14 protein-coding genes and 1 tRNA gene are annotated in these 13,756 nt (G+C 68.3%); 10 read left to right on the top strand and 5 right to left on the bottom strand.

From position 1 onward, the window contains the following. Positions 1 to 69 precede the first annotated feature (69 nt). From A9X00_RS04025 to rdgB, 3 genes are read left to right on the top strand one after another with little or no spacing between them, the layout of a single operon-like run. Positions 70 to 852: a cyclic nucleotide-degrading phosphodiesterase gene (locus tag A9X00_RS04025; RefSeq protein WP_067149448.1), complete on the top strand. Its 783-nt coding sequence runs from the start codon at positions 70 to 72 to the stop codon at positions 850 to 852. Positions 853 to 879: 27 nt separating this feature from the next. Next, positions 880 to 1,659 carry a ribonuclease PH gene (gene rph / locus A9X00_RS04020; protein ID WP_067149446.1) on the top strand — a complete coding sequence of 260 codons (780 nt, stop codon included), beginning with the start codon at positions 880 to 882 and terminating at the stop codon, positions 1,657 to 1,659. Further along, positions 1,656 to 2,264, top strand: a complete 609-nt coding sequence (rdgB, locus tag A9X00_RS04015) for an RdgB/HAM1 family non-canonical purine NTP pyrophosphatase (protein WP_067149444.1) — start codon at positions 1,656 to 1,658, stop codon at positions 2,262 to 2,264. The genes rph and rdgB overlap by 4 nt, the downstream gene beginning before the upstream one ends. Positions 2,265 to 2,316: 52 nt before the next feature. Here the strand turns inward: rdgB and A9X00_RS04010 are convergent, their stop codons facing one another. Further along, a complete protein-coding gene (locus A9X00_RS04010) occupies positions 2,317 to 2,658 on the bottom strand; it encodes a DUF3817 domain-containing protein (RefSeq protein WP_067149442.1) in 342 nt (113 codons plus the stop codon). Beyond that, the gene (locus tag A9X00_RS04005; RefSeq protein ID WP_067149477.1) at positions 2,655 to 3,035 is read right to left on the bottom strand and encodes a hypothetical protein; all 381 of its coding nucleotides are present in this window, start codon (positions 3,033 to 3,035) and stop codon (positions 2,655 to 2,657) included. Before A9X00_RS04005 ends, A9X00_RS04010 begins: the two co-directional genes overlap by 4 nt. 69 nt (positions 3,036 to 3,104) lie before the next feature. Between A9X00_RS04005 and A9X00_RS04000 the strand changes: the two genes are divergently transcribed. Further along, a tRNA-Leu gene (locus tag A9X00_RS04000) sits at positions 3,105 to 3,188 on the top strand. Positions 3,189 to 3,318: 130 nt separating this feature from the next. On the opposite strand, the gene A9X00_RS03995 is transcribed toward A9X00_RS04000, so the two are convergent. Next, entirely contained in the window at positions 3,319 to 3,555 is a 237-nt protein-coding gene (locus A9X00_RS03995; RefSeq protein ID WP_067149440.1) for a hypothetical protein, read from the bottom strand. 188 nt (positions 3,556 to 3,743) lie between these two features. On the opposite strand from A9X00_RS03995, the gene A9X00_RS03990 reads away from it, so the two are divergent. Continuing rightward, positions 3,744 to 4,052: a hypothetical protein gene (locus A9X00_RS03990; RefSeq protein WP_067149438.1), complete on the top strand. Its 309-nt coding sequence runs from the start codon at positions 3,744 to 3,746 to the stop codon at positions 4,050 to 4,052. Here A9X00_RS03990 and A9X00_RS03985 read toward each other — a convergent pair whose 3' ends face one another. Continuing rightward, positions 4,053 to 4,964: an NAD(P)H-binding protein gene (locus A9X00_RS03985; RefSeq protein WP_067149436.1), complete on the bottom strand. Its 912-nt coding sequence runs from the start codon at positions 4,962 to 4,964 to the stop codon at positions 4,053 to 4,055. Positions 4,965 to 5,239: 275 nt separating this feature from the next. Between A9X00_RS03985 and A9X00_RS03980 the strand changes: the two genes are divergently transcribed. From A9X00_RS03980 to A9X00_RS03960, 5 genes are all read left to right on the top strand, one after another. Beyond that, entirely contained in the window at positions 5,240 to 6,367 is a 1,128-nt protein-coding gene (locus A9X00_RS03980; protein WP_067149434.1) for a ferredoxin reductase, read from the top strand. An 8-nt stretch (positions 6,368 to 6,375) separates the two neighbouring features. Continuing rightward, positions 6,376 to 7,608, top strand: a complete 1,233-nt coding sequence (locus tag A9X00_RS03975; protein WP_067149432.1) for a fatty acid desaturase — start codon at positions 6,376 to 6,378, stop codon at positions 7,606 to 7,608. Positions 7,609 to 7,870: 262 nt separating this feature from the next. Beyond that, positions 7,871 to 10,438 (top strand): ABC transporter ATP-binding protein/permease, encoded by a 2,568-nt coding sequence (locus tag A9X00_RS03970; RefSeq protein WP_067149430.1) that lies wholly within the window; start codon positions 7,871 to 7,873, stop codon positions 10,436 to 10,438. Next, positions 10,435 to 12,183, top strand: a complete 1,749-nt coding sequence (locus tag A9X00_RS03965) for an ABC transporter ATP-binding protein (RefSeq protein ID WP_067149475.1) — start codon at positions 10,435 to 10,437, stop codon at positions 12,181 to 12,183. Before A9X00_RS03970 ends, A9X00_RS03965 begins: the two co-directional genes overlap by 4 nt. 68 nt (positions 12,184 to 12,251) lie before the next feature. After that, the gene (locus A9X00_RS03960; RefSeq protein ID WP_067149428.1) at positions 12,252 to 13,328 is read left to right on the top strand and encodes a phosphotransferase family protein; all 1,077 of its coding nucleotides are present in this window, start codon (positions 12,252 to 12,254) and stop codon (positions 13,326 to 13,328) included. On the opposite strand, the gene A9X00_RS03955 is transcribed toward A9X00_RS03960, so the two are convergent. Continuing rightward, entirely contained in the window at positions 13,325 to 13,750 is a 426-nt protein-coding gene (locus A9X00_RS03955; protein WP_067149426.1) for a pyridoxamine 5'-phosphate oxidase family protein, read from the bottom strand. The two genes, A9X00_RS03960 and A9X00_RS03955, sit on opposite strands and share 4 nt — an antisense overlap. Positions 13,751 to 13,756: the final 6 nt, after the last annotated feature.

Raw genomic sequence — 13,756 nt, 5'->3', positions numbered from 1 at the left:
CGCGGGGAGATTCTGATCACACCAAAGCGGCCATGTTTTCTCCATCGCCCCATCGGGCATGGCACAGTAGTGTCCGTGCGAATAACCGTGCTCGGCTGCTCGGGCAGCGTGACCGGTCCGGATTCGCCTGCATCGGGTTATCTGCTTCGGGCACCGGATACCCCGCCGCTGGTTCTCGACTTCGGCGGCGGTGTTTTGGGCGCGCTCCAGCGCTACGCCGATCCCGGTTCGGTCCACGTGCTGTTGTCGCACCTGCACGCCGATCACTGCCTGGACGTGCCGGGCCTGTTCGTGTGGCGTCGGTACCACCCGTCGAAGCCGCTCGGCAAGGCGCTGCTGTACGGCCCCGGCGACACCTGGTCCCGGCTGGGCGCCGCGTCGTCGCCCTACGGCGGCGAGATCGACGACTGCTCCGACATTTTCGACGTTCGTCACTGGGTCGACGGTGAGCCGGTGGCGTTCGGCGCGGTCACGGTCACGCCCCGCGTGGTGGCACACCCCACCGAGTCGTACGGCTTGCGGATCACCGACGCCAGCGGTGCGTCGTTCGTCTACAGCGGCGACACCGGCCTCTGCGACCAGCTGGTCGAGCTTGCCCGCGGCGCCGACGTCTTCCTGTGCGAGGCGTCGTGGACGCACGCGCCGGATCGCCCGCCCGCGCTGCACATGAGCGGCACGGAGGCCGGCCGGGTCGCCCGTCAGGCCGGCGTGCACGAGCTGCTGCTGACGCACATCCCGCCGTGGACTTCGCGGGAGGACGTGATCACCGAGGCCAAGGCCGAGTTCGACGGTCCCGTGCACGCGGTGGTCTGCGGCGAGACGTTCGATGTCCGCCGCTCCGAAAGGGTCTGACCACCGGGCGTTGGCTAGTGTTACTGGGTGTCCAAACGAGAAGACGGCCGCCTCGACGACGAGCTTCGCCCCGTCGTCATCACCCGCGGATTCACCGACCACCCGGCGGGTTCGGTACTGATCGAATTCGGCCACACCAAGGTCATGTGCACCGCCAGCGTGACCGAGGGGGTGCCGCGCTGGCGCAAGGGATCGGGCCTGGGTTGGCTGACCGCCGAGTACGCGATGCTGCCGTCGGCCACCCACACGCGCTCCGACCGCGAATCGGTGAAGGGCCGGCCGAGCGGACGCACCCAGGAGATCAGCCGGCTGATCGGCCGGTCGCTGCGGGCGTGCATCGACCTGCGGGCGTTGGGGGAGAACACGATTGCCGTCGACTGCGACGTGCTGCAGGCCGACGGCGGCACTCGCACCGCGGCGATCACCGGCGCCTACGTCGCCCTGGCCGACGCGGTGACCTACCTGTCGGCGGCGGGCAAGCTGTCGGACCCGCGCCCGCTGTCGTGTGCCATCGCGGCAGTCAGCGTCGGCGTCGTGGACGGCCGGATTCGGGTCGACCTGCCCTACGAGGAGGACTCCCGCGCCGAGGTCGACATGAACGTCGTCGCCACCGACACCGGGACCCTGGTCGAGGTCCAGGGGACCGGCGAGGGCGCGACGTTCCCGCGCTCGACGCTCGACAAGCTGCTCGACGTGGCGCTGGCCGCGTGCGACAAGTTGTTCGCCGCCCAGACTGAGGCCCTGGCGCTGCCGTACCCGGGTGTGCTGCCCGAGGGGCCGACGCCGTCGAAGGCGTTCGGCAGCTGACCCGACTGCTGGTTGCCAGCCGCAACCCCAAGAAGCTGGCGGAACTGCGCCGCGTGCTCGACGGCGCGGGTCTGTCGCGGTTGACGTTGGTTTCGCTGGACGACGTGGAGCCGTTCGACGAGGCCCCCGAAACCGGTGCGACGTTCGAGGACAACGCGCTGGCCAAGGCGCGCGACGGGTTCGTCGCGACGGGCCTGGCGTGCGTGGCCGACGACTCGGGCTTGGAGGTCGCCGCTCTGAACGGGATGCCCGGCGTGCTGTCGGCGCGCTGGTCAGGCAAGCACGGCGACGACTCGGCCAACACCGCGCTGCTGCTCGCGCAGTTGCGTGACGTTCCCGATGAGCGGCGCGGTGCGGCGTTCGTGTCCGCCTGCGCGCTGGTCTCCTCGTCCGGGGAGGTCGTCGTCCGGGGCGAGTGGCCCGGCAGCATCGTGCGGGAGGCGCGCGGCGACGGCGGGTTCGGCTATGACCCGGTATTCCTTCCCGACGCCAGTGACCGCACCGCGGCGGAGTTGAGCCCGGCCGAGAAGGACGCGGTGTCGCACCGCGGTCGGGCGCTCGCGCTGCTGGTGCCGTCGCTGCGCGACTTGGTGCCGCGAACGTGAAGCTAGCCGCACGTTCGGCCTCGAGCGTGCGCCCAGCCGCACGCTCGATCGTCTAAAGCCCGAAGCGCGCTTTGACGGCCTTGGTCTGGAAGTGCTCGACGATGATGCCGAGCAGCGGGATGGTGCCGGACAGAAGCACGCCGATGGTCTTGCCGATCGGCCAGCGCACCTTGATCGCGAGGTTGAACGCCGCCAACACATATGCGAAATAGACCCAGCCGTGCACCACTTCGATCCAGCGGATCTCGTGGTGGAACGCCAGGTGCGAGACGATCTCGTAGCACAGCGCGATGAGCCAGAGACCCGTCGTCCACGCCATCACCCGATAGGCGAGCAACGCCGTGCGGATCTTCTCGACGGGGAAGGCGGGCGCGGGCGTCTCTGGGGTGCTCATGTGGTGGTCCTGTTCTCCTTCTCGGCATCCTTCTGGGCGAGCTCGGCCAGGTAGGCGTTGTACGCCCGCAGCGCGGGATCATCGGGCGGCGGCGACGCCGGCTTGGGCCGCTCCGGCAGCAACCCGGCGGGGATCTCGGTCATCTCGTCGCTTTTGTGCGGTTGCGGAGGCTCGTCCTCGTAGCGCACGAATTTGCGGTATGCGTAGACGCAGAACCAGGCGAACAGCGGCCACTGCAGCGCGTAGCCCAGGTTCTGAAACGTGCCCGAGACCGACTGAAACCTCGTCCACTGCCACCAGCCCAGGGCCAGGCAGCCGCACGCCGCGACGATCACCAAAGCGATCAGCGCGGGCCTGCGACGGCGGGTAGTGGACACCACTTGACCGTACCGCTCACGATTTGGGCCCGACGAATTCGTCGAGACGCGCGGTACGATCGGCACGCCGCGGGCGTGGCGGAATTGGCATACGCGATGGTTTTAGGTGCCATTGCTCGTGAGAGCTTGAGGGTTCGAGTCCCTCCGCCCGCACGTTGTGATGTCGCGAGACATCGAGGACAGATGTCTCGCGACATAGTGAACACCCTTAGTTGTCGGCTGGGGGTTTGAAGTTCGCCGGTTTTGGTGGCGATGCATGTTTCGTTGAGCATCCCGCGCCGACCTATCGCCCCTCGTCGCCGTCGCGCTCGTCGTCCCCGTAGGCCCAGTCGGGAAGCGGTGTATTCGGCATGGCGCCGAAAGCCTGCGATTCGTAACCAGGTTGGCCGCGTGGCCCCTTCCACCGGGGGTCTAATCTGTTGGCGCGTGAGCGCCGAATTCCCCGGGTTATCAGGGCGACGGCGCCTCCAACGATGAAGGCGAGCAGCGCGATCTTCAAAGTCAGCAACAGCACGGCCATATCCCCTTGGGCTCCTTATACGGCGTTGCATCTTCAGTCATGCTTCAACCAAGGCTCCCCGGTTTCGAGCGTCGTCACCGCCGTTGTAGCCGTCGGTGTGGTGTGAAAAGGGTTCGAGCCCTCCGCCCGCACGTGTTTCGTTGTGCGTTCCGCGGGTAACCGCGTTGAACCGCAGTAAGGAAGGCGCCATGGCTCACGAGCCGCGAGAGCAAGCCATCACGGCCGAAGACGTGGACCGCGCGGAAAGCCGGGCGGCAGAGGCTCGCGAACGGGCCGCGCTCGCAGGGCTATCGGCGGCCCGCAGCTTCGAGGATTCCGCACGCCAGCACGAGCGCGTCGCACAGGTGCAGGACGCGACCGTCGCACAGGGCGCGTCTCACCCGGAGGCGCACCGCAGGTCCGCGTCCCGCCATCGCCAGGCGGCGGCCGACGATCGGAAACTGGCCCGGCAGAAGCGAAAAGAGTCGGAAGCCGACCTGTCTATAGACGGGGAGTGATCACCCGAAAAGTTCGCGGTTCCGTTCGACGTACTGCCGCACCGACTCCGCCGGACGGCCGATGATGCGCTCGACATCATCGGTTGACCGGTTGTAGCGGTCCTCGCCGTGCAGCCGCGCCATGGTGGCGATGTGTTGCTCCACGTGCGGCGGCAATCCCAGCCCGCCCAGCTCGGGTAGCCACTCGTCAAGGGAAGGCCGCACGGCGGTGACCGGCCGGCCCAGGGCCTGCGAGTACTGCTCGGCGAGCTCATCGACGGAAAGCGTTGCGGGGCCGGTCAATTCGTAGACCGCACCGAGATGGTCCCGTGGTGCCTCCAGCACCACAGCGATGACGTCGGCGACGTCACTGGATGCGACGGGCGAGGTGCGCCCGCTTCCGAAGGGCAGCGACACTTGGCCGGTTTCGCGGATCGAGCGGGCGGCCAACATGCCGAAGAGCGGGTTCTCGAGCAGGACGGTCGGCCGGACGTGCACCGCCGGGACGCCCGACCAGTTGATCACGCGCTCGGCGAGCCAATGCAGCCGTTGCTGCTTGGATTCTTCCGTACTGGTGGCGGTCATCTGGGAGACCGTCATCTGCGACATGTTGACCAACACTTCCAGGCCGCCGAGTTCCTCCGCCGCCACGCACACCACCGTGGTGGCCTGCAGGTAATCCGGCGAGACGCTCATGTTGAAGAACATCCGGGTGATGCCCGACACCGCCGCGAAGACGTCGACCGGGTTCGTCAGGTCCCCGGCGATCACCTCGGCGCCCTGGGCGCGCAGCGCGTCGGCGCGATCGTCGTCGTGGTGCACCATGGCGCGAACCGCCTCGCCCCGACCGAGCAGCCTGGTCACCACCTGCGGGCTGACGCCCGCGACCCCGCCGCCCGCGCCGGTGATCAGGTAGGTCGGTGGCTCGGCCATGGAACCGCCTCTGTCTCAAGGGATTTGGAGCTGATCGTAACCCCGGCAAGAGGGGGTTACGCGTGTTTACAAATTGGCACTGCGTTCAATGGCGCGCAGATCCATCTGCAGACGCTTGAATTCGCAGCTAGAACGCCATTTTCGGTATGCGTCAGGAGGCCACGGAGAATCAAGTCGGCGAACATGTGTTTATCGAACGCAGCGGATGGGAAGCCGATGGGAAAGCGTGAGCCGACCGGCCCACGGAAACCTCGATCAGACCGGTGGAATGACTTATGGCTTCTCCGTTTCGTAGCCTCACTCGTTGGAGCACGGCGCCCGCCAAAGGTGTGCAGACCGCCAAATCCTGGGTCAATGTGCCGCGTGGGCTGGCCGCCCGCGCGACCACCCCGTTGCTGCCCGACGATTACCTCAAGCTGCTCAACCCACTGTGGTCGGCGCGGGAGTTGCGCGGCCTGATCGTCGACGTCCGCCCCGAAACCGCCGACTCGGCGACCGTCACGATCAAGCCCGGTTGGGGTTTTTCGGGGCGCTACAAGCCGGGCCAGTACGTCGGCATTGGCCTACGGATCGACGGTCGATGGCACTGGCGCTCTTATTCGTTGACGTCGATCCCGCGCCGCGACAGCAAGAACATCACCATCACCGTCAAGGCCACTCCCGAGGGCTTTCTGTCGACCCACTTGGTCAATGGGGTCAAGCCGGGCACCATCGTCCGGCTGGCGTCTCCCAAGGGAGATTTTGCGCTGCCCGACCCGCCACCACACAAGATCCTGTTCATCACCGCCGGCAGTGGAATCACCCCGGTGATGGCCATGTTGCGCACTCTCAGGTCGCGCGGCCAACAGGCGGACATCGTGCACATCCACTCGGCGCCCAGGGCAGACGACGTGATATTCCACGACGAGCTACGCGAGCTGGAAAAGGCTCAGCCGGGGTATCGACTTCACCTGCAGCTCACCGAAACTCACGGCCACCTCGACTTTGCCCAGCTGGGCGATATCGTCGGCGACTGGCAGCAACGCCCCGCCTGGGTATGCGGCCCCTCCGCGCTACTGGACTCTGCCGAAGACGCATGGAAAGCGGCGGGTTGCGGCGATCAGCTGCACATGGAGCGCTTCACCATCGCCGCCACGGACAAGGGCGGCGAAGGCGGAACGGTCACCTTCGCCATATCCGACAAGACCGTCGAAATCGACGGCGCCACATCCATTATGGAGGCCGGCGAGCAGGTTGGTATCCAGATGCCGTTCGGGTGCCGGATGGGAATTTGCCAGACGTGCGTGCTGCCGCTGGAGGCGGGGCACGTGCGCGACTTCCGGTCGGGCACCGAACACAGCGCGGGCGACCGCATCCAAACCTGCATCTCCACGGCATCCGGAGACTGCACGATCAAGATCTAGGGGGACCTATGGCAATCACCGATATCAAGGAATACGCGCACCTGACCACCGAGGACATCGAGCAACTCGCGCACGAACTGGACGCCATCCGCGCCGACATCGAGGAGTCCCGCGGTGAGCGCGACGCCCGCTACATTCGCCGGTCCATCCAGCTCCAGCGGACGTTGGCCGCCGGCGGACGAATTGCGTTGTTCGCCAGCCACAACAAGCTTGCGTGGCTCTCCGGCACCGCAATGCTCGCCATGGCGAAAATCATCGAGAACATGGAACTGGGCCACAACATCATCCACGGGCAGTGGGACTGGATGAATGATCCGGAGATCCACTCGACGGAATGGGAGTGGGACACCACCTGCCCGAGCGTGCAGTGGAAGCGCTCCCACAACTTCGTCCACCACAAGTACACGAACGTCGTCGGCCTCGACGCCGACGTGGGCTACGGCATCATGCGCGTCACGCGCGACGAGCCGTGGGAACCCTGGATGCTCGGCAACCCGATCTACAACGTGCTGCTGGGTACGTTCTTCCAGTACGGCGTCGCGTTGCACCACATCGAGAGTGCGAAGCTGCGCAAGAAGGAAAAGAGCTGGGCCGAGGCGGCCAAGGATCTGCGGGTGATCATGAAGAAGCTCGTCAGGCAGGAGGGCAAGGACTACCTGATCTTCCCCGCGCTGAGCGGGCGCAACTGGAAGCGCACCATCAAGGCCAATATGACCGCCAACCTGATTCGCAACATCTGGGCGTACATGGTGATCTTCTGCGGCCACTTTCCCGACGGCGCGGAGAAATTCACTGTCGAGGAGTTCGAGAACGAGACACAGGGGGAGTGGTATCTGCGCCAGATGCTCGGGTCGGCGAACTTCAACGCCGGGCCGCTGATGGCCTTCGTCAGTGGCAACCTGTGCTATCAGATCGAGCACCATCTTTTCCCGGACCTGCCCAGCAACCGCTACGCGGAGATCGCCCTGCGGGTGCGCGAGCTGTGTGACAAGTACGACCTCCCGTACACCACGGGATCCCTTGGCCGCCAATACCTGCAGACGTTCTGGACGATCCTCAAACTCGCCCTGCCCGACAAACTCCTCCAGGCGACGCCCGATGATGCCCGCGAGACGCGTTCGGAACTGAAGTTCCGCGTCCGCGAGGGGCTGCGGGAAAGCTTCGTTGATCCCCAGACGGGCAAACGGCGCGGACTGCGCACCGCCCTGCGTGAGTTGCGGGGAGCCGAGCGGGCGGCCTAGCCACCTCGGCCAAGGCTCGCCCAGATCCACGCCACCGCGAAAAGTTCGAGCGGAGGTCACGGTTTCGTCGATCTCGGCGCGCAAGGTGCGCCCAGCGGGTGATATAGCCGAGACGACCCGGGTTGACCTTTGGTAAGGCAACCCTTAGTTTGTGGGGTAACTTACCTACTCGGAGGGTTCGCTGAATGCAGTCGGTTGCGTCACGTCGGGGCGGGTGGCCGCCGCTGAGCGCTGAGACAGAGGTCGTCAGGGCGAACCGCTGATGGCCCGCGGATTCCAGGGGGTGATGCTGCGCAGCTTCGGCGCCCGCGACCACACCGCGACGGTCGTCGAAACCGTGCGCATCGCACCGCATTTCGTGCGCGTGCGGATGCAGTCGCCGACGCTGTTCGACGAGGTGGAGGCCGAACCCGCGGCATGGCTGCGGTTCTGGTTCCCCGACCCCGACGGATCGAGCACCGAATTCCAGCGCGCATACACGATCTCGGAGGCGGACGCCGCCGCCGGTCGCTTCGCCGTCGACGTGGTGCTGCACGAGCCGGCGGGACCGGCGTCATTGTGGGCGCGCACCGTGCAACCCGGCGCGACGATCGCGGTCATGTCGCTGATGGGCTCGTCGCGCTTCGACCCGCCCGACGAGCAACCGGCCGGCTACCTGCTGATCGGGGACTCGGCGTCGATCCCCGGGATCAACGGGATCGTGGGAACGGTCCCCGACGACGTCCCGGTCGAGGTGTACCTCGAGCAGCACGACGACAACGACGCGCTGATCCCGCTCGCGAAACACCCCCGGCTGCGGGTGCATTGGGTGCCGCGCCGTGACGAGAAGTCCCTGGCCGCGGCGATCGAGAGCCGCGACTGGTCGAACTGGTACGCCTGGGCCACGCCCGAGGCGACGACGCTCAAGCACGTCCGCACGCGGCTGCGCGACGAGTTCGGGTTTCCCAAGTCCGAGATTCACGCCCAGGCCTACTGGAGCGCCGGGCGGGCGATGGGCACCAGCCGCGGCGACGAGACGGAAACCGTTGTGCCAGAGCCGGAACCAGCGCCACCAGCGCCCACGCCGACGCCGCGCGGCAGCTGGCGCGCCCAAGGTGCGGGCCGGTTGCTGGCACCACTGCGGCCGGCGTTGATCGTCTCCGGCGCGCTGCAGGCCGTGATCACGCTGGTGCAGCTGGCGCCGTTCGTGCTCCTCGTCGAGTTGGCCCGGCTGCTGGTATCCGGCGCCGGGGAGCAACGCCTGTGGACCCTTGGCATTGCTGCGGTTTCGCTCCTGGGGCTCGGCACCGTGCTCGGCGCCGCGCTCACGCTGTGGCTGCATGTCCTGGACGCGCGCTTCGCGAGCGGCTTGCGCTCACGGCTGTTGACCAAGCTGTCCCGGCTGCCGCTGGGCTGGTTCACGGCGCGCGGATCGGGGTCGATCAAGCAGCTGGTGCAGGACGACACGCTGGCGTTGCACTATCTGGTCACGCACGCCATCCCGGACGCGGTCGCCGCGGTCGTCGCGCCGGTGGCGGTGCTGGTCTACCTGTTCGCCGTCGACTGGCGGGTGGCGCTGGTGCTGTTCGTGCCCGTCCTGGTCTATCTGGTGCTGACATCGTCCATCACGATTCAATCCGGCCCCCGCATCCCCCAGTCACAGCGCTGGGCGGAGCGGATGAGCGGGGAGGCCGGCGCGTATCTCGAAGGGCAGCCGGTGATTCGCGTCTTCGGGGGCGCCGCGGCCTCCAACTTCCGGCGCCGCCTCGACGAGTACGTCGGGTTCCTGGCGGCCTGGCAGCGTCCCCTCGCCGGCAAGAAGACGCTGATGGACCTGGCCACCCGCCCCTCGACGTTCCTGTGGCTCATCGTGGCGACCGGCACCCTGCTTATTGCGGGCGGGCGGATGGACCCGGTCGACCTGCTGCCGTTCCTGTTGCTGGGCACCACGTTTGGCGCGCGCCTGCTCGGCATCGCCTACGGGCTCGGTGGCATCCGCGCCGGGTTGCTGGCCGCCCGGCGGCTGCAGAACGCGCTCGACGAGCCCGAACTCGAGGTGCGACGGCAGGAAGCGCCCCACAGCGACTCGCCTGGGACCGTGGTGTTCGATCACGTCGGCTTCGGGTATCGCCCCGGCGTTCCGGTGATCCGGGACGTGTCACTGACGCTGCGGCCCGGCACCGTCACCGCGCTGGTCGGCCCGTCCGGTTCGGGGAAGTCGACGCTGGCCGCGCTGCTGGCCCGATTCCACGACGTCGATCAAGGCGCGATATACGTTGGGGGACAGGACATTCGGTCGCTGAGCGCCGACGAGCTCTACACCCACCTCGGCTTCGTGCTGCAGGAAACCCAGCTCGTGCACGGCACCGTCGCGCAGAACATCGCGCTGGCCGTCCCCGACGCCACCGCCGCGCAGATCGAGGCCGTGGCCCGCGAGGCCCAAATCCACGACCGCATCATGCGACTGCGGCAGGGCTACGACACCGTGCTGGGTGCGGGCAGCGGGCTGTCCGGCGGGGAACGCCAACGGCTCACCATCGCCCGCGCCATCCTCGCCGACACCCCGGTGCTGATCCTCGACGAGGCCACGGCGTTCGCCGACCCGGAATCGGAATACCTTGTGCAGCAAGCGCTCAACCGGCTCACCCGGGAGCGGACCGTGCTGGTGATCGCCCATCGGCTGCACACCATCACCCGGGCCGACCAGATCGTCGTGCTCGACGAGGGCCGGATCGCCGAACGCGGCACCCACGACGAGCTGCTCGCCGCGGACGGACGCTATCGCCGCCTATGGGATACAGGCCACGGCGATGCGGTGCCGGCGGCCGCGGCCGGGGAGGCGGCGCGATGATTCGCACCTGGGTCGGTCTGGTTCCCAAAGAGCGCCGCGCCAAGGTGTTTTCCTACGCCGCGCTCGCCCTGATCTCCGTCGCGGTGCGGGCGGCGGCCACGGTGCTGCTGGTCCCACTGGTGGGCGCGCTGTTCGGCGGCGAACCGCAGCGCGCGCTGGTGTGGCTGGGCTGGCTCACCGCCGCGACGGTGACCGGCTGGGTGATCGACACCGCGACCGCGCGCATCGGCCTGGATCTTGGCTTCGCCGTGCTCGACCACAGCCAGCACGACGTGGCCGATCGCCTGCCGGACGTCCGGCTGGACTGGCTCAGCGCCGAAAACACCGCGACCGCACGGCAGGCGATCGCGGCGACGGGCCCGGAACTCGTGGGCCTGGTGGTCAACCTGCTCACGCCGCTCGTCACGGCGATCCTGCTGCCGGCGGCCATCGCGCTGGCGCTGCTGCCGCTGTCCTGGCAGCTGGGCCTGGCCGCGCTGGGCGGCGTGCCGCTCCTGCTGGGGGCGTTGTGGGGCTCCGCGCGGCTGGCGCGCCGCGCCGACACCGCGGCCGCCGCGACCAACACCGCGCTCACCGAACGGATCATCGAGTTCGCCCGAACCCAGCAGGCGTTGCGGGCCGCCCGGCGCGCCGAGCCCGCCCGCAGCCTGGTCGGCGAGGCGCTGGCCGCACAACGCGGGGCGACGATGCGGCTGCTGGCCATGCAGGTTCCGGGCCAACTGCTGTTCAGCCTGGCCAGCCAGTTGGCCCTCATCCTGCTGGCGGGCACGACCACGGCGCTGGCGCTGAGCGGGACCCTCAGCGTGCCGGAGGCCATCGCGCTGATCGTCGTGATCGCCCGCTACCTCGAGCCATTCACCACCATCAGCGAGCTGGCCCCGGCGCTCGAGAGCACCCGCGCCACGCTGGACCGCATCCGATCCGTGCTCACCGCGCCCGTCATGCAGGCCGGGACCGCCACGCTGCCCGGGCCCACCGCGGCCCCCCGAATCGAGTTCGACGACGTCACCTTCGGTTACGACGGAGCGAGCGCGCCGGCGCTCGACGGGCTGAGCTTCTCGCTGCGGGCGGGCACCACCACGGCGATCGTCGGCCCGTCCGGCTCGGGCAAGAGCACCATCCTGGCGCTGCTCGCCGGGCTGCACGAGCCGACCCGGGGCCGCGTGCTCATCGACGGCGTGGACGCGGCGACTCTGGACGCCGAGGCCCGGCGCGCGACCAGCAGCGTCGTGTTCCAACATCCGTACCTGTTCCACGGCACGATCCGCGAGAATGTCCTCGCCGGAAACCCGGCCGCCGGAGACGAGCAGTTCGCGCGGGCCGTAGCTCTGGCGCGGGTCGACGAACTCACCGGCCGGCTGCCCGACGGCGCCGACACGGTCGTCGGCGAGGCCGGCTCGGCGCTCTCCGGCGGCGAACGCCAACGCGTCAGCATCGCGCGTGCCCTGCTCAAGGACGCGCCGTTGCTGCTGGTCGACGAGGCGACCAGCGCCCTCGACACCGAAAACGAGGCCGCGGTGGTCGACGCGGTCGGCGCCGGCCGGGGTACGCGCACCCGGGTGATCGTCGCGCACCGGCTGGCAAGCATTCGCCACGCCGACCGGGTCCTGTTTGTCGACAACGGCCGGATAATCGAGGACGGCACGGTCGACGAACTGCTCTCCGCGGGAGGACGTTTCGAGGAATTCTGGCGGCAGCAGCGCGAGGCCGCGGAGTGGCACATCGCCGCCGATTACGGCGGCTGACCGCCGCTCTTGCCGTATGCCTTACAGTTGATCGGTCAATTGACCGTCGGAGCGCTGGAGGCCTGCCCATGAGTGCTGTGCTGTCGATTCCCCGGTACCCCGGCGACGTGACCGCGGAATGGCTGTCCGGCGTGCTCAGCGAACGGCGCGCGCCCGTCGCGGTGTCCGGCGTTGACGTGGTTGCCATCGGCACCGGCCAGACAGGCGCCGCCTACCGGGTCGCCGCCAGCTATGCGACGGATCCCGGTGACCTGCCGCAGACGTTCGTCATCAAGCTGCCCGCCCAGGACGACACCGTGCGCGACCGCGTCGTCATCGGATACCGCAGCGAATGCGCGTTCTACTCAGCCGTGGCCGATCGGGTGCAGGTGCCGACGCCGGAGTGCTTCTATTGCGAGATCTCCGAGGATGCAATGGATTTCGCTCTGCTGCTCGCCGACGAGGCGCCGGCGGTGCAGGGCGACCAGCTCGCGGGCTGCGGAGAAGTCGAAGCGCGCCTCGCGGTTGCCGCCCTGGCCGGCCTGCACGCGCCCACCTGGTGCGATCCGGTCTGGCTGAATTTCGACGGCATCGCGTTCGGGCGGCCGGACGAGGCCGGAGCCAACGGCCTGGGCGAGGTGGCGAAGATGAGCGCCGACATCACGCTCGAGAAACTCGGCGATCGGATGACCGCCGAGGACCGGGATACCTTCAGCGCGGCAATGGGTTTGGTGGCGCCATGGCTGCTGGCCGAGTACGACCGGTTCGCACTGCTGCACGGCGACTACCGGCTGGACAACATGCTGTTCGATCCCGACCGCACGCGGGTCAGCGTGGTCGACTGGCAGACGCTCGGCGTGGGCCTGCCCGCCAGGGATCTGGCCTACTTCACCGCGACCAGCCTGAAACCGCAACTGCGCGCCGACATCGAGGAAGGCCTCGTCGCCGACTATCACCGGGCGCTGACGAGCCGCGGGGTCACAGGCTACGACCGCGAAACATGTTGGCGCGACTACCGACTCGGCGTGCTGCAGGCACCGCTGATCTCCGCGCTGGGGTTCGCCTTCGCCGCCGCCACCGAACGCGGCGACGACATGGTGCTCGTCATGCTGACCCGCGGCTGTCGGGCGATCCGCGAGCTGGGAACGCTGGAGTTGCTCGGTTAGAGGTCGCCGGTGAAGTCGGCGCTCATCCACCGGTCCGGGCGGATGGTGTACAGCACCTCCTCGACACCCTCCATGCTGCGCAGGAATGCGCGCGCGCCCTCCTCGCCGAGGTATCGGATGGCGATCGCTTCCTGCGCGTCGGCCGGGGCCGGCTTGGTGGTCCCGACGACGGTGCCCTCCACCACCACGTACTGGTAGGGCAACTCCTCGCGCTGGACCACGAGCGTCACCGCGCCCGCGCGCTCGATGAGCCGCGCCTTGCGGCTCGACGCCCCGGTCATGATCCGGATGTCGCCGCCGGGCGTGTAGTCATACCAGATCGGGACGCTGGCCGGCGGGCGGCCGTCGGCGGCCACGGACAGGACGCCGACGTGGGTATCGGCGAGGAACTCCTGACGTTCGGTTTCGGTGAAAGCTTTCATGCCGCT

The sequence above is a fragment of the Mycobacterium sp. 1245805.9 genome (assembly GCF_001672915.1).
GTDB lineage: Bacteria > Actinomycetota > Actinomycetes > Mycobacteriales > Mycobacteriaceae > Mycobacterium.
This window is presented reverse-complemented; position numbering and strand designations above follow the sequence as displayed.